Below are 17,619 nucleotides of genomic sequence, written 5' to 3'. Positions count from 1 at the left end.
AATGTTTCACGTGAAATTAACCATGGCGGCCGGTTTCACGGCCTCATTTCAGAGGCGGCGAACCCGCGGCTCGAACGACGGCGCCAGCATCAGGTGCGTGATTGCCCAGACCAGCGCATCGAGCCGATCCGGCGATCCGCCGCCGGACAGGCCGCCGGGACCGAAATCGCACATCTCGTCTTCGAGCGCGGGCAGCGGCCCGACATGGCGGACGCGGCCCTGCGCGTAGAGCAGCGAGACCGGCTCGGCCCGGATCATCTTTCCGCGCGTCGCTCGGACCGGCAATACCGGAACATTGGCGTCCGCCTCGGCCAAGACGGCGGTGACCATCTCGCCGCCCTGATTGACCTCCGCCACGAGGGCGTCGGCCTCCAACCGGTGATAGAGCGCGAGGGCCGCCCGCGCCCAGGCCGCGGGGCTCGCCCGCTCCAAGGTCGCGTCGGCCAGCACGTAGGCGGTGCCGTCGGCGGCCAGACCGGCCGCGACGATCCCGCAGGCATCGGCTCCGGCCCGCGAGGAGGCCGGCGGATCGACCGCGACCGCGATCCGTTGCAGCACGGGCGCTGCGCCGACGCGGGCGCGCTCGATCCCCTCGCGGGTCCAGAGCGCGTCCGGCCGATCCTCGATCAGTTCGCCGTCGAGTTCCTGCCGCCCGAGCCGGGTGCCGGCGTAGCGGCCGACCACCTCCTGCAGAAAGACCGGCGCGAGGTTCTCGGCATTGTCGGCGGTGCGCGAACGCGTGACCACCGTGCGCGGATCGGACAGCAACCGCCGGATGAGCGGCACCGGCCGCGGCGTCGTGGTGACGAGACCGCGGGGGCGTTTTCCGAGCCGCAGCCCGAACTGAATCATGTCATAGGCGGCTTCCGCCTCGCGCCACTTGGCGATCTCGTCGGACCACGCCGCGCCGAACTGAGGCCCGCGCAGGGAATCCGGTTCTTCGGCCGAGAAGGCCAGCGCCACCGCACCGTTGTCGAACACCAGCCGCCGCCGCGACGGCTGCCACGCGGGCGGAACATGGCCGAGCGAGGGCAGGCCGAGCAGGCCCGACGGCCCCTCGATCATCACGTCGCGCACGTCGGCAAAGGTCTCGCCGATGAGCGCGATGCGCCCCACGGCCGCGTCGGTGAAGACCGGATCGCCGTGGGCCAGCCCCCTCACCCACTCGGCACCGGTGCGGGTCTTTCCGGAGCCGCGCCCGCCGATGACGGCCCAGGTGGTCCAATCGCCCGGCGGGGGAAGCTGGTCGCACCGGGCACCGTGGAGCCAGTCGGTATCAAGCGCCTGGAGGTATTTCGGCGGGAGGTTGGCCAGGAACGCCGTTGTCTCGTCGTTCTGCTGCGAAAGCAGCATAGCGTCGCGCGATGTCTGCACGGATCGCCATAAGGTCGAGGGGAGGGCCGCCCGCTCCATGACCGGCCCCCTCTTCCATCCGCAGTTCGTCGAGCAGACTTTTGAGCCCGCGCAGATCCCGCAGCACCTTGGCCGAGTCGAACCCGCTCGGCGTCACCTCGGCCTCGAGGGCGACGTCGAAGCGGTCGATCTGGCGCTCCACATGGGCGAGAAACTTCGCCCGAAGCCGCTTGGCAGTCGGGGCCGGTCGCTTCCTCGGCGGACGTGGCATGGGGCTCGCAGGCGGCTCGGTTCGAGGTTCGGAGCTTCGCGACATCGCGGTGTCTCCATCCACACTTCTTGAGCGTGGGATATCTCTAGCTCAGGAGCGTCGCGCTGTCAACGCTAAAATTCCTATGACAGGCAAATATGCCGGACAGGCGCTTTGCTAGGTCGAAGGCCGCGATCGCCTGTCGCCGGGACCGTTCCGGCCAAAAGATGAGCGCGGAGCGCAGGACTCGACGGCATTTCGTCAGACAAATTTTGCGACGATCCGGCAAATCCACTGAACAACCGGCTCGGTCATCCGCGCCTTCGGCCGGCGTTAACGCGGTCGATCTAGGAAGCCTCCAGTAACAAACAGGGGGCCTCCATGAAGAACATCAGTCATGCGACGACCGGCCGGAACGGCGTGATGCTGGCACGCGCGGTAAGATGTGTCGTCCTCGGCGGCTGTGCGCTGACGCTGTCGGCCTGCATCAGTCCGAAGGAGCAACTGGCGATGGATCGCGGCCGCTGCTCCGATTTCGGCTACGCGCCCGGCACCGATGCTTTCGCCGACTGCATGATGGGCGTGTCGCAGCAGCGCGAGATCGTGCAGGAACAGCGGAACCTCCAGTTCCAGGCGCAGATGGCGGCGGATCGCCGGGCCCGGGAACTGCAATCCGAGCGCGACCGGCGCGCCCGCGATCTGGCGTGGCAGGCCGCGACCGAGCGCAAGCCGAGCGGCTTCGCCGCGACCGTCCCTGCCACCGTTCCGGCCACGGTCCCCGCGACGACCTCGGCGCCCACCTTCTCGTCCGGCTCGGCCTTCTCCAGCACGCCGCGCAATCAGAATTGCACGAGCAACGTCGTGGTCAACGGTAACAACCGTACGACGACGTGGAACTGCCGCTCGAACTGAGAAAGCGGCTCGTCCGGCCGGGCGATCAGCGCCCGGCCACGCTCCGCGGCGTGTAGACGAACGGCACCTGCCCTTCGCGCTCGATCAGCCGCGTCGTCGCGGTGCCGATCAGGATCATCGTCGCCATGTCGGCAGGCGCGGTGCGGGCTTCCGCCAGTGTCAGGACGCGGACCGATTCGTCGGGCCGGGTCACGGCGCGGGCGAAGATCACCGGCGTCGTGGCGGGCAGGATCTCGGCGGCGAGCGCCAGGGCGCGCCCGAGCTGCCACGGCCGCGCGGACGAAATCGGATTGTAGAGGGCGACCGCGAAGCCGGCGCGGAACACCGCCTCGAGCCGGGCGGTCACGACCTCCCAGGGTTTCAGGTTGTCCGAGAGCGAGAGCGCGCAGAAATCACCCCCGAGCGGCGCCCCCAGCCGGGCGGCGGCGGCGAGCATCGCGGTGATGCCGGGTTCGACCCGGATGTCGAGGGCGCGCCACGCCCGCGGACCGTGCTCGACGGCCTCGAACAGCGCCGCCGCCATGGCGAAGACGCCGGGATCGCCCCCCGACACCACCGCGACGTGACGACCCGAGACCGCGAGTTCGAGGGCGTGGCGGGCGCGGTCGAGTTCGACCCGGTTGTCGGTGGAATGGCGGATCAACCCTTCGCGCTCGGCCACGCGGGCGACGTAGGGGTGATAGCCGATCAGGTCCTGCGCGGCGTCCAGCGCGGCGCGGGCGGATTCGGTCAGCAGGCGCGGATCGCCGGGGCCGAGGCCGACGACCGTGACGCTGCCCTCAGAATTTGCCCGAGTCACGGTCGGCGGCCTTCCCCGGGCACCAGCACCATCGAGAAATAGGGGGCGGAATCGTCGGGTTTCTGGGCCAGCGGGATCACCCGCTCGCCCGCCATGGTGCCGCGCTCGACATAGACCGCGCGGTCGAGGAAGCCGGTCTCGGCGAGCACGCCGCGCACCTTCGGCAGATGGCGCCCGAGCTTCATGATGACGGCGGCGTCGGTGCCCTTCAGGCGCTCGACGAGCGCGGCCCGCGGCAGGGTCGCGGGCAGGATGGTGAGCACGTCGTCGCCCCAGGTGATCGGGGTGCCGGCGCGCGTCCAGCAGCCCGACATGCCGGTGACGCCGGGGATCACCTCGACGGGGAAGCGGTCCTTCAGCCGCCGCCACAGATGCATGAACGAGCCGTAGAAGAAGGGATCACCTTCCGACAGGATCGCCACGTCGCGGCCCGCATCCAGATGCTCGGCGAGCCGGTCGGAGGCCTCGTCGTAGAAACCCGCGAGCGCGGCGACATAGTCCGGGTGATCGGGGGGAAGCTCGGTGGTGTAGGGGTAGGCCAGCGGAAACTCGCGGGTGGGGTCGCGCATCACCGCGTCGGCGATGGTGCGGGCATTGCCGCGCTTGCCCTGCTTGCAGAAGTGGACGAGCACCGGCGCCCGCTCCAGCACGCGCATCGCCTTCACGGTGAGATAATCGGGATCGCCCGGCCCCATGCCGACGCCGAAGAGCGTGCCGGTGGTCTGGCGCACAGGGTCCTCCCCCGCGCCGTCGGTCTCGGCCGGGGCGTCGATGCGCACGCTGCCCTCCATCACTCGACCTCGTTCGCGAGCGCGTTGATCGCCGCCGCCGTCATGGCGCTGCCGCCGCGGCGGCCATGGACCACCACGAAGGGCACGCGGCCATCGCGCGCCAGCGCTTCCTTGGATTCCGCCGCCCCGACGAAGCCGACCGGAATGCCGATGACGGCTGCGGGCGGCGCGACGCCTTCGTCCAGCAATTCGAGCAGGCGAAACAGCGCGGTCGGCGCGTTGCCGACGGCGACCACGCTGCCGGGCAGGTGCTCGCGCCACAATTCCATCGCGGCGGCCGAGCGGGTGGTGCCGAGTTCCTGGGCGAGCCCCGGCACGCGCGGGTCGCCGAGCGTACAGACGACCGGGTTGTTGGCCGGCAGCCGCGTGCGGGTGACGCCGTCGGCGACCATGCGGACATCGCACAGGATCGGCGCGCCGGCCTTCAGCGCCGCCTCGCCGGCTTGCGCGAAGTTTTCGGACATCTCGACGTCCTTCGGCAGGTCGGTCATGCCGCAGGCGTGGATCATCCGCACGACGACGCGCTCCGCCGCGCCCGACCAGCGCGCGAGGTCGGATTCGGCGCGGATCATCGCGAAGGAGCGGGCGTAGATCGCGCCGCCGTCGCGGATATAGTCGTGCCGGGCACTCATGGGGGGTCGTTCCGAAAAGCCAGATCCAGCGCCGGGCGACCGGCCGCGGCGGCCTTCCTTATCCGGTCCAGCGCCGCCTCGAAAGCGAGACGCGTTGCCGGCTCGTCGCCGGGCTCGCCGCGGGGCACCACGTCGTAGGCGCCGTCGCGGGCCACCAGCGTCAGGTCGGCGGGGCCGGGATGGGCGCAGCCCTTGTGACAGCCCGAGACATGCGCCGTCACGAGGCCGGCAAGCGGGGCCAGCGCCTCGGCGAGCCGCGCGGCGTGGTCCGGCACCGGCGTCGTGCCGGAGCGGCAGGCCGGCGCGCCGGGGCAGGCAAAGACTGCGCGGCGGGGATCGTCGGGGCTCACGATGAAGCCGGCTTGCCCCAGGGCCGCCTGGAATGCGGCGGTGCCGCCCTTCGGTGCGACGAGGGCGAGGCCGCGCTCGGGGCTGAGGCGCGCGCCCTCCGGCCCGGCGAGCGCCGCGACGCGCTCCAGCCGATCCGCGGTGCAGCGGCCGAACGGCGCCTGGACCAGAACCGCGGCGCGGCCCTCGGGCAGGGGTGCGAGCCCCGGCGCGGCGGGCGCCGGCGCGGGGGCGAGCGGCGCCGGCTCGAAGGGGTGGAAGCCGGCGGAGGCCGCGACGAGGGCACGCTCGGCGGGATCGAGATCGCGCACCCGGCGCTTGCCGGTGCCGGCGAAGGCCGCGAGCGCGAGGCCGAGCGCTCCGGCAGCGCCGCGTTCCGGCAGCAGGCCGCAGCGCAGCGGTCCGTCCGCCCCCGCCAGCCCGAAGGCGACCTGCGCCCGGCCCGTGGCAAAGAGAAAGAAGTCGGCCTCGACGACACCGAGGCCGAAGGCACCGCCGCCATCGACCGCCACCAGGGTCTTGGGCGGCAAGCCCGGCACGGCGAGGCCCACCGCCTCGACCGCACGAGCGAGCGCCGGCACGTCGATGGCCTCACGCTCGTCGAGGCCGGCGAGCGGCGCGGTGAGCGTCAGGCGCTGCGGGCCGCCGTCGTCGCGGGTGTCGGCCAGGCCCGCTTCGGCCAGCGCGCAGGCGAGGCGTGGGGCGCTCTCTTCGCTGACGCCGCGGATCTGGAGGTTGCCGCGGGCGGTCACGTCGACATGGCCGTTGCCGTAGGTACGCGCCCCTTCGGCGACCGCCCGCAACTGCGCGGGGGTGAGGCGCCCGAGCGGCGGGTGGACGCGGGCGAGCAGGCCGTCCCCGGTCGGCATCGGCCGGGCCAGCGACGGGCACCAGCCGCGGCGGGCGCCCTCGGGCAGGGTGCGTCGGGCGCTCATTCGGCGGCCATCAATGCGTCGGCGGGGGCGGCGTTGCGGCGGCTCTGCCAGAGGCCGCGGGCGCGCATCTCCTCGAAGCGTTCGAGAATGGCGCGGGTCGCCTCGGGGTTGGCCGCGCGGAGCGCCTCGAAGGTCTCCGGGTCGGCGATCCAGGCGCCGTAGAGCCGGTCGAGATCGGCGCTCGCCACCGCGTCGGTGGCGGCGGCGAGCACGAACACCGCATCGATGCCTTGAGCGAATTCCTGCGCCCCGCGATAGCCGTGGCGCAGCTGCGCCGCGATCCAGCGCGGGTTGCCGAGCCGGCCGCGGATGAGACGAGCCACGTCCTCGCGGGCGGTGCGGGGGCGCGGCGCCTCCGGGTTCGAGACGTCGAGGCTGTAGAGGGCGGGCGTCCGCCCCTCTGACGCGGCCGCTGCAAAGAAACCGCCCATGGCGTCGGCGGCGGCATCGCCGTCGAGCAGATCGCGCTCGGCCACGTCGAAGGCGTGGACATAGGCGTCCGCCGCCGCGACGCGGGCGGCGAAGTTCGCGTCCTCGCCCTCCGCATCACCGTAGGCGTGGGTGGTGGCGGACAGATACGCTGCACCGAGATCGGCCCGCCCCTCCCAGGCGCCGTCGAGCGCCTGTTCGGCCGCGCCCGCGCCGTAGCGGCCGGGCGCCGCGCCGTAGATGCGGGCTGCGGATTCGCCCCGGCGGCGGGCGGCGGCGAGCGGGTTCTCGTCGTCGTCCTCCTCCTCGCGGGCGGCGACCGCGCGGGCGGCGCGGTCGAGCAGCGCCAGGGTCTCCGGGAAGGTGTCGCGGAAGGCGCCGGAGACCCGGCAGGTCACGTCGATGCGCGGCCGGTCGAGGAGGGCCAGCGGCAGCACCTCGAAGCCGGTGACGCGGGTCGAGGCGTGGTCCCAAACCGGGCGCACGCCCATCAGGCTCAGGGCATGGGCCACGTCCTCGCCGCCGGTGCGCAGCGTCGGCGAGGCCCAGAGATCCATGACGATGCGGGCCGGATACTCGCCCTCGTCCTGCAGGTAGCGGCGCACCACGGCGTCGGCCGCCTTGGTGCCGAGCATGGTGGCGGCCCGCGTCGGCAGGGCGCGGGGGTCGAGGGTGGTGAGGTTGCGCCCCGTGGGCAGCACGTCGGCGCGCCCGCGCGAGGGCGAGCCGGCGGGGCCCGGCGCGACGAAGCGGCCGTCGAGCGCCGCGATCAGCGCCGCGCGCTCGGCTTTCGCCGAGGCCCGCACGGCCTCGGAGGCGTCGTCTGGGGCGCGGCCGAACACGTGCAGGCCGTCGCGCATCGGCGTCTCGCCGAGATCGCACAGATGCGCGTCGAGCGCGGTCAGCGCGTCGGCCATCGGCGTGTCGGCCGCGATCCCGGCGCCCGCAAGCAGCCCGGCGGAGGCGGCCTCGTCCAGGATCGCGCGGGCGATCAGGTCCGCGCGGCGCGGATCCAGCACACTCGCGGCAGAATACTCTTCCACGAGTTCGCGCAGCGCCGCAGCCTCCGGCGTCAGTCCCGCGGCCTCGACGGTCGGGGTGAGATGCCCCAAAGCCACGCCGCCGAGCCGGCGCTTCAGCGGGGCGGCCTCGCCCGGATCGTCGACGATGAAGGGATAGACCACCGGCAGCGCGCCGACCGCGAGCGCCGGCCAGCAAGTGGGGGAGAGCGCCACGGCCTTGCCGGGCAGCCACTCGGTGGTGCCGTGGGTGCCGAGATGGATCAGCGCATCGGCGTGTGTGCGCAGGCCGAGATAGAACGCGAGATAGGCGTGCGTCGGCGGCTCGTCGGGATCGTGATAGCCGGCCTTGCGGTCGGCGGCACGGCCGCGGTCGGGTTGGAGGAAAACAGTCAAGCGCCCGTCCCTCCCCCCTCCGCGGGGGAGGGTGCCTGCGGAGCAGGCGGGAGAGGGGAACCACGGTTCCGCCTGGCCGCGTTCGACAGTGAATTCTCCGGAAACGGCGCTCCCCTCTCCCGACCCGCTTCGCGGGCCACCCTCCCCCGCAGAGGGGGGAGGGTTATGCTGCCCGCGCACCATCCGGAAGCGGAACGCGCCGTCGCGGCAGCACGGATCGGCTTCCGGCGCGCCCCAGCGCTCGGTCAGTTCCACCTGGCGCTCCTCCGCTAGCCCTGCAAACCACGCTGCGTACTCGGCGAGCGAGACTGAAAAACCCGCCTCACCCTCGGTCAGCGCCGCCATCAGCGCCCCGGCCTCCGGCAGTGCACCCGCCGTAAACCCGGCCGCCGCGAGGTCGGTCGCGATGGCGCGTGCGCTCTCCGGCGTGTCGAGGCCGACCGCGTAGCCGGCCCGTCCCCCGCGGGCGGGATAATCGGACAGCACCATCGCGAGGCGGCGTGTTTCGCGCGGCGTGCGGCGCAAGGAAATCCAGGCGGCGGCGCGGTCGGCGAGCGCGGCGATCCCGGCCGCATCCGGCACGGCGCGGCGCTCGGAAAAGCCCTCGACCGCCTCTCCTTCTTCCTTGAACGACACCGGGAACCCTGAGAGCCGCCCGTCGAATTCCGGCAGGGCCACCTGCATGGCGAGGTCGGAGGCGTTCATGCCGCGACCCGAGGCAGCCCAGGCGTCACGCGGCGCGCCGATGGTGTAGGCTTGAAGGACAGGAACATCGGCGGCGTCGAGGACGAAGCCGGCATCGTCGCGGGCCGAGAAGGCGGTGGCGGCGAGCACGATGTCGGGCCGGCGCGCGGCGAGCGCGGCGCGCAGAACGGCGACCGCCTCCGGGTCCTTCAGGCTCGACACCGCGAGCGTCAGGCAACCGATCCCGCGTTTCCGCAGGGCGGCCGTGAGGTGGACGGCCGGGGCGGTCTCGCCCGAGAGCACGGCGGAGCGGTAGACGAGGAGCAACGCCAGCGGCCCCGGCCCTGCCGCCTCCGCCGCCCGCTCGACCGGGACCGGGCCGCAGCCCGCGCACCACGCGAAGCCCCGCGGCAGCGCGCGGGGCGGCTCGGGCGCCAGCGCATGGCCGGCTTCCGAGCCGAGGCGGCGCAGCAGGTTTTTCAGATTGTCCGGCCCGCCCGCGCGGAAATACGCGTCGAGGGTGGCGCAGGTCTCCGGCGGCAGGGTCGAGAAGGCGACAAGCCGCGGGTCGGGCCGGTCGTCGCCGGGCAAAACCGCGAGGCGGACCCCGTGGGCGCGGGCGGCGGCGCTCGCCCGCTCGATGCCGTAGCGCCAGTAATCGAGCCCGCCGAGGCAGCGGATGACGCAGACCTTGGCCCGCGCGATCACGGCATCGACGTAGAGATCGACCGACATCGGATGGCGCAGTTGCGCCATCTTGGCGAGCCGCAGCGACGGAAGAGCGGGGTCAGAAGCGTGGGCCCGCGCGATCGCCGCCAAGTCCGTATCGGTGAACGACAGAAAAACGATCTCGCCGGGGGTCTGGCCGAGATCGACCGCCGCCTCGCCCTCGTCGAGGGAGACCGTATCGATGCGGATCAGGTGCATGGCGCGGGCACCCTCACGGCTCGATCCGCAGGCGGGAAGGACGGCGGCGCCTGCGCCGGAGACGCCAGACCCACCGCAGCAGCAACAGCCCGATCAGAGCGACCGGCAGCCAGGGCAGGCTCGCGACGGCGAAGCGCAGGGCCGAGGCCGCGCTCTGGCCGAAGATCGGGCCGCTGCGCGCCCACACCTCCTGAACAGGCGCGAAGGCGCCGGCCTGCGCCCGTGTCGCGCGGTAGTTGACCGTGACGATCTCGTTGTCCACGCGCTCGTCGAGGCCGCGGCGCTCGCCGTCCACCTCCTCGATCTGGCTCTGGACCTGGGCCAGCTCGCTCGCGATCCTGATGAGGTCCTCGGCCCGGTTGTCGGACTTCTCCGACAGCGCGGTGAGGCGGGTGCGGTAATCGTTGAGCTGGGCGAGGCGCCGCACGGTGTCGGCGAGCGCCCGCGTCAGGTCCTCGGCGCGAGTCGCCTGATCCTGAAGCACCACCTCGTCCGCGGTCTCGCCCGGCAGCGGCGCGGTGGCGGCGGCGACGAAGGCTGCGACCGACGTGTGGGCTAAGCGCACCTGCACCGTCGCCTGCGGCTGGCTGGTGCCGCTGCCGCCGCGGATCGAGGATTGCAGCAGCGTGCAGGTCAGGGCCGCGTCGGTAAGGCAGCGGTCGCGGGCGGCGGCGAAATGGGGCGCGACGCGATCCGGCGCCAGCGCGACGGTGAGATCGTGGCGGTAGGCGAGCTTGGGGCCGTTCTCCTGGGCCCTGGCATCCTGCCGGGCGACCTCGGCGAAGGGCGCGGCCGGCGGCGGGCCCTCCGCGCGGTTGCGCTCGGACCCGGAGCAGCCGGCCAGCAGCACGAGGGCGGGGAGCAGGGCGCAGGCGAGGCGTTGCCGGCCCATCATGGACCTGCCTGCCGTCGCCTGCGGCCCTGCGAAAAGAATCATCCCCTCAGCGCGGCGGCCACCGCGTCCCGATCGAAGCCTTTCAGGCCGATGACGACGAGGCGGCCGTCACGGGGCTCGGCGCCCTTCCAAGGGCGGTCGTAATGGTGGGCGACGCGGCGGCCGACGCCCTGCACCACGAGGCGCATGGGCTTGGCCCTGACTTCGGCAAAACCCTTGATGCGCAGCACGCCTTCGACCTCGGCGGCCTTCTCGACGCGGGCGGCGAGGTCCTCCGGGCTGCCGGCGATGCCGACGGGGAGCGCGACCGATTCGAAGTCGTCGTGATCGTGGTCCTCGCCCTCCCCGTGATGCGAGGGGCGGGCGTCGAGGTCGTCTTCCGCCGCCGCCGCGATACCGAGCAGCACCCGCGGATCGAGGCGGCCGTGCTCGGTCGCGACGATCTCGACGGCGCGCGGCAGATGCGCCTCGATGTCGGCGCGGACCTTGTCCTGGGCCGCCGCGTCCAGAAGGTCGGATTTGTTGAGCACCACGAGGTCGGCGCAGAGAATCTGGTCCTCGAACACCTCCTCCAGCGGGTTGTCGTGATCGACTGACCTGTCGGCGGCGCGCTGGTTGGCCAGCGCATCCGGGTCGTCGGCGAAGAGACCCGAGGCGACGGCCGGGCCGTCCACCACGGCGACGACGCCGTCCACCGTCACCCGCGAGCGGATCGACGGCCACTGGAATGCCTGGACCAGGGGTTTTGGGAGCGCGAGGCCCGAGGTCTCGATCAGGATGTGCTCCGGCGGCTCGGGCCGGTCGAGGAGCTTGGTGAGCGCTGGCACGAAGTCGTCGGCGACCGTGCAGCAGATGCAGCCGTTGGGCAGCTCCACCACCGAATCCTCGGTGCAGCCCTCGACGCCGCAGGCGGCCAGGAACGAGCCGTCGAAGCCGAGATCGCCGAACTCGTTGACGATGACGGCGAGCCGCCGGCCGCGGGCCTGCTCGATGGTGTGGCGCACCAGCGTCGTCTTCCCGGCCCCGAGGAAGCCGGTGACGATGGTGCAGGGGATTTTTTCGACCAAGCTCATGATGCGGTATCCCCTCGAGCCGCCGTCAGCGGCGGGATGCGGGCGACGACGCCCTTGCGGAAGGCTTCGGGGCGCTCGCGCCAGGGCACGAGGCCGTCGGGGGTTTTTTGATAATTGCGCAGGCCCGCCAGGATGATGCGGGCGGATTCCTCCGCACATTCCAGCGCGTCGAAATCGCCGTAGACGTAGGTCCAGCGGCCGGGAGAGGCCACCGCCACCGTGCAGGGCCGCTTGCAGACCGAAAGACACTCGGCGCCCTCGATCCGCAGGCCCGGCACCGGCTCGCGGTCGGCCTCGGCCCGGAGCGCGGCCAGCAGCCGGGCGCCGGCCCGCGGCTCGGCGGTGTCGCCCGTCGCCCGGCAGGTGGTGCAGACCGAGAGGACGGTCTCGGGCGCGTCTTCAGGCATGGGCGCGGCCGCCCGCCTCGCGGCCGAACAGGCCCCAGGCCCAGCCATAGGCCAGCCCGATCAGCGCCCAGAACACGAAGCCGATGGCGAGCGAGCGCGCCACGAACTGCGCCGCGACCGCGGGCGGCACCTGCGAGCTGACCGTATCGATCGATTGCGGCGCGCCCGCCAGATGCGGGGCGACGATCAGGATCAGGCCGCCGAGGATCGTGATCGGCACCCGCCGCACCGCGATCAGGTAGAGGCCGATGCCGGTCGCCGCGACCGTCATCACCCACCAGGTCTGGCGCAGGACCAGCGGCGCGGCGCCCATGCCGGGCAGTTCCGGCGGCAGGCCGATGGCCGGGGCCAAAGCCACCGCGAGGAAGCCACTGATGCCGACCGCCAGACCGCTGCGCGGGGTCGGCTCGCGGCGAAGCGCCAGCATCACCGCGGCGAGGAGCAAGGCGTAGCCGACGCCGCCGATCAGCGTGGCCAGACCGGTGAAGGCCATGCGCTGGAAGCCCTCGGCGGGCTGCCATTCGTCTGGCTTGGCCTCGCCTTCGGCGGCCTCGCCGTGGCCGTGGGCATGGGCCTTCACGATCAGGGAAGCGGGCGCGACGGTCGGTGCGTGAGCATGCGAATGCCCGCCCTCGAACGTCTCGGCCTGGAGGATCAGGGGCGAGGTCAGGGCGAGCTGAAGGCCCGTCGCGACGACGGACGCGAGGAAGCCGGCGACAAGAGCCGCCGACAGCAACCGGACGATCATGGAACCGCTTTCGAGCGTCGGAAAGCGATCAGTGGCAGGGGAAGTTCTGCGCGTGGCGGAAATCGTGCGCCGCGTTGTGCAGCACGCTCGCCGGGGCGAAGCCCGCGAGGAAGACCAGTCCGAGGCCGAGGAAGGCGGCGACGAGCAGGGCGCGGGCGCCCTCGTTGGAACGGACGGCGGAGGTCTGAAGGGTCGCGGTCGTCATCGGGTCACGGGCTCCGGCCGCCCCACCGGCGGCGTTCGAGGAAACGTCTTTCACAGAGGACGGCAGGTCTCCTGGCTCGCGGTTGCCGAGTGCCTCAACGAACCAGTTCGTCAAGGAACGCTCGTTCGCGCCTGCCGCCTTCCCGGGTCGCCCCGGTGGCTCTCGGCAGGAACTCGCCGCTCACAGTTGCGGGGGCAGCTGCGGTTTCGAGGTCGCCCCCTCACCGCATTCCCTTTTCACCCCGTCGCCGGGGCACCGTCCTATCGCTCGCTTCTAGCGCGAGCGGAGGCCCCTTGCAAAGCGCCATTGCGTGAACGGGCGCCTCCGGTGCAAACCGGCCCGCATGGATGCCCGCCCTCCCGACCGGATGACGCTGGTGCTCGGCGGCGCCCGCTCCGGCAAGAGCGCCTATGCCGAGCGGCTGATCGAGGCCTGCCCCGCGCCCTGGCTCTACCTCGCCACCGCCCAGGCCTGGGACGACGAGATGCGCGCGCGCATCCACGAGCACCGGGCGCGGCGCTCCGCCGGGTGGCGGACGCTCGACGTACCGACGGCTTTGCCCGAGGCGGTCGCGGCCTCGACCGGGCCGGTGCTGGTCGATTGCCTGACGCTCTGGGTCACCAACCTGCTTCTGGCCGAGGCCGATCTCGACGCCGCCACCGAGGCCCTGGCCCGCGCCTGCGCGGCGGCGCCCGGCCCGCTGGTGCTGGTGGGGAACGAGGTCGGGCTCGGCATCGTCCCGGACAACGCGCTGGCCCGCCGCTTCCGCGACGCCGCCGGGCGCCTGCATCAGCGGCTGGCGCGCGAGGCCGACCGCGTGGTCCTCACCGTCGCGGGCCTGCCGCTCACCGTCAAACCCTCCGCCGAGAATCCAGGGAATCGCCCATGAGCGACGACGACCGCCACCGCGAAAAGATGGCCAAGCGCAAGGCGGTGCAGGATGCCGAGGTCGCCTCGAAGACGATCGAGAAGGGCCTGCTCATCGTGAATACCGGCCCCGGCAAGGGCAAGACGACCGCCGCGCTCGGCCTCGCGCTGCGCATGCTCGGCCGCGGCCACCGGGTCGGCGTGGTGCAGTTCATCAAGGGCGCCTGGGACACCGGGGAGGCCCGCGCGCTCAAGACCTTCGGCGACCGGATCGCGTGGCACGCGCTCGGCGAGGGCTTCACCTGGGAGACCCAGGACAAGGCCCGCGACATCGCCGCCTGCCGCAACGCCTGGGAGCAGGCCCGCGCCCTGATGGCGGATGCGAGCATCCGCCTCCTCGTCCTCGACGAGCTGAACATCGCCCTGCGCTACGATTATCTCGACCTCGACACGGTCGTCGCCGAATTGCAGGCGCGCCGGCCCGACCTCCACGTCGTCGTCACCGGCCGCAACGCCAAGCCGGCGCTGATCGAGGCCGCCGACCTCGTCACCGAGATGGGCAGCGTGAAGCACCATTTTTCGGCCGGCGTGAAGGCGCAGGAGGGGATCGAGTTTTGAGGGCGCGGCACCGCCACGGCCTCTTTTCGATGGTAAGCGCCCCTCAGAGGTAGAAACTCTACTTTCACATAGAGCGGCTTGCATGCAAGAACGCTTGCATGACGAGCGAACGCGCGGTCCATACGCCCTTCGAGGTCTCGAATGGGCTTCGCGAGATGGGGCAGGCCATCCGGGCCGCGCGCCTGCGTCGGCGCCAGCCGGCCTCCGACCTCGCCTCGCGCGTCGGGGTCTCGCTCCCGACCCTGCGCAAGCTCGAGAACGGCGACCCGACCGTCTCCTGGGGCGTCTTCGCTCGAGCCGTCTGGGTCCTCGGCCTGTTTCCGGCGGTGCGGGACGCGGTCAGCCCCGAGAACGACCGCTTGGCGGCCGCCATCGAAACCGGCCGCCTGCCCCGCCGCGCGCGTCGCCCGCGCGAGGTGAACCTTGACGATCTCTGAGGTCTACGTCCACGCTCGCCACGCGGACGGCGCCACCGACTTGGTCGGCCGGTATCGGCTCGTCGCGCCAGCGGCCGGGCTGTCCTACAGCGAGTTCGCCTATGTCGGCTCCTGGCGCAGGAACGATCACGGCCGAGCCTTCGCCCTCGACCCGGAACACCTGCCGCTTCAGCCGGGGCCGTTCCGAAGCACCGGCCGCGGGCGGCTTCCGGGTGTCCTGGCCGATGCTACTCCGGACCGCTGGGGCCGCCGGCTCATCGAGTATCGGCGACCTCCCGGCTCTCCCTTAATGACGGCGTGCGACTGGCTGCTGACCACCGGCGACGAACGCGTCGGCTGCCTCGCCTTCTCGCAGACCCCGGACCCGCCGCCGCCGCGTCCGGGCTCCGCCACCGAGGCCGACCTCGACGGCATCGCCGACGGGTTCGAGCGGCTGGAGCGGGGCGAGGCGGTCGAGGGGCTGGCGGCCCGCCTGTGGAGCGCAGGCGCGAGCATGGGCGGCGCCCGGCCGAAGGCGGTCGTGACCCACGCGGGCGCCCTGTGGATCGCCAAGTTCCAGCGGCGGGACGACACCTACGACCAATGCGGCGCCGAGCACGCGGCCCTACGCTTAGCCGCCCGATGCGGGATCGACGCCGCCGAGACCAAGCTGCTTGCAGTCGGGCCGCGCAGGGTCGTCCTGGTGAAGCGCTTCGACCGCGATCCGGCGACGCACACGCCGACCTGCCATTACATGAGCGGATTGACCGTGCTCGGCCTGGACGAAACCTCGGATTCCGGCTCCTACCCCGATCTCGCCCTGCTCCTGTTGCGGCACGGCGCGCGGCACGTCTCCGACCGCCGCGAACTCTTCCGCCGCATGGTGTTCAATGTCTTGTGCGGCAACCGGGACGATCACCTCAAGAACCACGCCCTCCTCCGGCGTAACGGTGGATGGCACCTGTCCCCGGCCTTCGACGTGGTCCCTCAGCCGGATATGGATCCCCAACAGGCCATCGGGGTCGGTCGATCCGGAAGCTCCCCGACGACCGGCAATTGCCTGACGCGAGCCCAGGATTTCGATCTCTCGCCGGACGAAGCCCGAGCGATCGTCTCCGACCTAACCGCCCGCATGCGACGCTGGCGGCAGGATTTTTCCGCCGACGGTGTCGATGACGCGACGATCGGGCGGCTCGCACGCGCTTTTTCGAAAGACCTCGACAGACTGGCTGCGCCCTGAAGCGATGCCATCGCCGAGGCTCCGACGTACCGATTTTTCTCGAAAGCGCGGGACGCGGCCTGAGCCGCGCCCCGCTCCCAAAATCAGTAATCGATCACGCCGTCGAGCGCGTAGTGCTTCACCGTCTTGCGGTTGGCGATCAGTTCGTCGATCGTCGGCTCGCCGCGGATCGCCCGGCCGATGGCGAGCTTCGTGGCCTCGTAGTTGGTGCGGTAGAGGTCCTTGCGGTCGAGCTCCTCGTGGCTGCCGCAGCGCTCGTCGAGCCAGATCGTGATGATCATGCACAGCTCGTCGAGGCCGTCCTTGGGCAGGATGCCCTCGATCACGCAGTCCACGATGGCGTCGCCGGTGGCGGCCTGCACCACGCCGCCGAGCAGCTCGGCATATTCGGCGGTGTGGATCGTGACCTTGGTGGTCATGAGGGTGGCGGGGCGGACCAGCTGGTTGAGGTCGCGCACCACGAACATGCGGGTGTGACCCTGGACCTGGCCGAGCATGCTGGCGAAGGCCTGCCCCACGGGGCCGCGGACGGAGCCGATCAGCACCTCCGGCATCGCGTCGGTGTACTGCCCCTCGGCGGCGAGCACGGTCGCCTCGCCGGTGCGGAACCAGATCTCGGACATGGTGGTCGTCCCTGCTCTCTCGTGAAAACGTTTTGCCCCGCGGGCGGGTCGCCGCGCAGACATCATCCCCCGCCGCCGCCGTCAATCGCGCCGTCCGCGGCCCTGCCCGGCCCTCTGGTCCGGGCCGCGAGGACCGACCATGTGAAGGCTCGTACGCCGGGGCCGTGTCCGGCCCGATTGCATCGGACCCGCCACGGCTCTAGGCCTGCCTTCTCACGCGCCGTCTTTCACCGAACCGACATCCCCTTGGTCGGAAAGCGCTTCGAAGAGGATTCGTCCCGATGAGCGAGTCCAACGCAAGCCAACCCCCTGCGGACAAGCGCGGCTGGAGCCTGTCGGCCACCCCGGAGGGCGAGGGCGTGCGGCTCGAACTCGGCCTGCCCGATCTCGATGGGCGCCCCGTCACCGCGATCCTGAGCCTGGAGCGGGCCGAGGCGCGGGCCTTCGCCCGGGCGCTGCTGGCGGCGGCGGGCGACGCGACCGAGCGGACCTTCGTCGGCCCGGCCGAGCCGTAGAGCATCGGCCCGAAAGGTGGGCATCGGCTTTCGGAAAAATGCCGATGCGGCACAAAAACAGAGAAAATCAGCGGTGCAGGCGCCGGCCCGGCAGGCGCGGCACCTTGGTGCCGCGGGGCTCGACCGGCGCGTCGCAGGTATAGACGAACTCCGACTGCAGATCGCTGAACACGGTCTCGCCGGTAATCGTGCAATCCTCGCGCACGGTCTCGTCGAGATAGGTGCGCGCCGCCGTGCGGAATCGGGTGGCGCGGGTCTCGGCGGGCGGGCGGCCCTCGCCGAGGCGGCCGACATCGCAGCCCGTCACTTCCCGCAAGGCGTTCGAGACCACCAGCACCCGCCGCTTCTGGCGGTTGTCGTAGATCTCGTAGGGCTCGTTGCAGCCGATGGTGACGACCTGCGGCACCTGGGCGACGTAGGTCTTGGAGATGTAGGCGAAGCCCGTGCAGCCGGACGCCGTGAGGCCGAGGCCGAGGCCGAGCGCCAGCGGGAGTGCGAACCACCGAATCGTCGTCGCCATCTGCCGCCTCGCGCGCC

At 72.0% G+C, this 17,619-nt stretch carries 19 protein-coding genes and 1 riboswitch; of the genes, 6 read left to right on the top strand and 13 right to left on the bottom strand.

Annotation, left to right across the window (positions count from 1 at the left end; all coding sequences use genetic code 11):
• Window positions 1-48: 48 nt before the first annotated feature.
• Window positions 49-1,353, bottom strand: coding sequence for a DNA-packaging protein (locus BM140_RS07510; RefSeq protein WP_091943615.1), 1,305 nt, complete (start codon window positions 1,351-1,353; stop codon window positions 49-51).
• 631 nt (window positions 1,354-1,984) lie between these two features.
• Between BM140_RS07510 and BM140_RS07500 the strand changes: the two genes are divergently transcribed.
• A complete protein-coding gene (locus BM140_RS07500; protein WP_091943613.1) occupies window positions 1,985-2,515 on the top strand; it encodes a hypothetical protein in 531 nt (176 codons plus the stop codon).
• Window positions 2,516-2,540: 25 nt separating this feature from the next.
• On the opposite strand, the gene cobJ is transcribed toward BM140_RS07500, so the two are convergent.
• The 10 genes from cobJ to BM140_RS07450 are packed head-to-tail and all read right to left on the bottom strand — an operon-like array spanning window position 2,541 to window position 12,803.
• On the bottom strand, window positions 2,541-3,314 hold the full coding sequence (gene cobJ / locus BM140_RS07495; RefSeq protein WP_091943612.1) for a precorrin-3B C(17)-methyltransferase: 774 nt from the start codon (window positions 3,312-3,314) through the stop codon (window positions 2,541-2,543).
• Window positions 3,311-4,105: a precorrin-2 C(20)-methyltransferase gene (locus BM140_RS07490; RefSeq protein ID WP_091943610.1), complete on the bottom strand. Its 795-nt coding sequence runs from the start codon at window positions 4,103-4,105 to the stop codon at window positions 3,311-3,313. Before BM140_RS07490 ends, cobJ begins: the two co-directional genes overlap by 4 nt.
• A complete protein-coding gene (locus BM140_RS07485; RefSeq protein WP_091943609.1) occupies window positions 4,105-4,737 on the bottom strand; it encodes a precorrin-8X methylmutase in 633 nt (210 codons plus the stop codon). Before BM140_RS07485 ends, BM140_RS07490 begins: the two co-directional genes overlap by 1 nt.
• Window positions 4,734-6,020 (bottom strand): precorrin-3B synthase, encoded by a 1,287-nt coding sequence (gene cobG / locus BM140_RS07480; protein ID WP_091943607.1) that lies wholly within the window; start codon window positions 6,018-6,020, stop codon window positions 4,734-4,736. Before cobG ends, BM140_RS07485 begins: the two co-directional genes overlap by 4 nt.
• Window positions 6,017-9,475, bottom strand: a complete 3,459-nt coding sequence (cobN, locus tag BM140_RS07475) for a cobaltochelatase subunit CobN (protein ID WP_091943604.1) — start codon at window positions 9,473-9,475, stop codon at window positions 6,017-6,019. The genes cobG and cobN overlap by 4 nt, the downstream gene beginning before the upstream one ends.
• Before the next feature lie 13 nt (window positions 9,476-9,488).
• The gene (locus tag BM140_RS07470) at window positions 9,489-10,370 is read right to left on the bottom strand and encodes a DUF4349 domain-containing protein (protein ID WP_244535333.1); all 882 of its coding nucleotides are present in this window, start codon (window positions 10,368-10,370) and stop codon (window positions 9,489-9,491) included.
• A 38-nt stretch (window positions 10,371-10,408) separates the two neighbouring features.
• Window positions 10,409-11,443, bottom strand: coding sequence for a cobalamin biosynthesis protein CobW (gene cobW / locus BM140_RS07465; RefSeq protein WP_091943600.1), 1,035 nt, complete (start codon window positions 11,441-11,443; stop codon window positions 10,409-10,411).
• Window positions 11,440-11,850: a DUF1636 family protein gene (locus BM140_RS07460; RefSeq protein ID WP_091943598.1), complete on the bottom strand. Its 411-nt coding sequence runs from the start codon at window positions 11,848-11,850 to the stop codon at window positions 11,440-11,442. Before BM140_RS07460 ends, cobW begins: the two co-directional genes overlap by 4 nt.
• Complete coding sequence (locus BM140_RS07455; protein ID WP_091943596.1) at window positions 11,843-12,598, bottom strand: CbtA family protein; 756 nt, start codon at window positions 12,596-12,598, stop codon at window positions 11,843-11,845. Before BM140_RS07455 ends, BM140_RS07460 begins: the two co-directional genes overlap by 8 nt.
• Before the next feature lie 28 nt (window positions 12,599-12,626).
• Complete coding sequence (locus BM140_RS07450; protein ID WP_091943594.1) at window positions 12,627-12,803, bottom strand: CbtB domain-containing protein; 177 nt, start codon at window positions 12,801-12,803, stop codon at window positions 12,627-12,629.
• A 44-nt stretch (window positions 12,804-12,847) separates the two neighbouring features.
• Window positions 12,848-13,078: riboswitch (cobalamin riboswitch) on the bottom strand.
• Window positions 13,079-13,170: 92 nt separating this feature from the next.
• Here BM140_RS07450 and cobU point away from each other — a divergent pair.
• The 4 genes from cobU to BM140_RS07430 all read left to right on the top strand — a co-directional run bounded on the left by cobU (window position 13,171) and on the right by BM140_RS07430 (window position 15,944).
• The gene (gene cobU / locus BM140_RS07445; RefSeq protein WP_091943591.1) at window positions 13,171-13,692 is read left to right on the top strand and encodes a bifunctional adenosylcobinamide kinase/adenosylcobinamide-phosphate guanylyltransferase; all 522 of its coding nucleotides are present in this window, start codon (window positions 13,171-13,173) and stop codon (window positions 13,690-13,692) included.
• Window positions 13,689-14,288, top strand: coding sequence for a cob(I)yrinic acid a,c-diamide adenosyltransferase (gene cobO / locus BM140_RS07440; protein WP_091943589.1), 600 nt, complete (start codon window positions 13,689-13,691; stop codon window positions 14,286-14,288). Before cobU ends, cobO begins: the two co-directional genes overlap by 4 nt.
• Before the next feature lie 98 nt (window positions 14,289-14,386).
• Entirely contained in the window at window positions 14,387-14,725 is a 339-nt protein-coding gene (locus BM140_RS07435) for a helix-turn-helix domain-containing protein (RefSeq protein ID WP_091943587.1), read from the top strand.
• Window positions 14,712-15,944, top strand: coding sequence for a type II toxin-antitoxin system HipA family toxin (locus BM140_RS07430; protein ID WP_091943585.1), 1,233 nt, complete (start codon window positions 14,712-14,714; stop codon window positions 15,942-15,944). Before BM140_RS07435 ends, BM140_RS07430 begins: the two co-directional genes overlap by 14 nt.
• 83 nt (window positions 15,945-16,027) lie before the next feature.
• Here BM140_RS07430 and fae read toward each other — a convergent pair whose 3' ends face one another.
• Window positions 16,028-16,567: a formaldehyde-activating enzyme gene (fae, locus tag BM140_RS07425; protein WP_091943583.1), complete on the bottom strand. Its 540-nt coding sequence runs from the start codon at window positions 16,565-16,567 to the stop codon at window positions 16,028-16,030.
• Between the two features lie 281 nt (window positions 16,568-16,848).
• On the opposite strand from fae, the gene BM140_RS07420 reads away from it, so the two are divergent.
• Window positions 16,849-17,082: a hypothetical protein gene (locus BM140_RS07420; protein ID WP_091943581.1), complete on the top strand. Its 234-nt coding sequence runs from the start codon at window positions 16,849-16,851 to the stop codon at window positions 17,080-17,082.
• Window positions 17,083-17,149: 67 nt separating this feature from the next.
• On the opposite strand, the gene BM140_RS07415 is transcribed toward BM140_RS07420, so the two are convergent.
• Window positions 17,150-17,602, bottom strand: a complete 453-nt coding sequence (locus BM140_RS07415; protein WP_091943579.1) for a hypothetical protein — start codon at window positions 17,600-17,602, stop codon at window positions 17,150-17,152.
• Window positions 17,603-17,619: the final 17 nt, after the last annotated feature.

The organism is Methylorubrum salsuginis (assembly GCF_900114375.1).
Taxonomy (GTDB): domain Bacteria; phylum Pseudomonadota; class Alphaproteobacteria; order Rhizobiales; family Beijerinckiaceae; genus Methylobacterium; species Methylobacterium salsuginis.
Note: the sequence above shows the minus strand (reverse complement) of the source record. Positions and strands in the feature narration are given on the sequence as shown.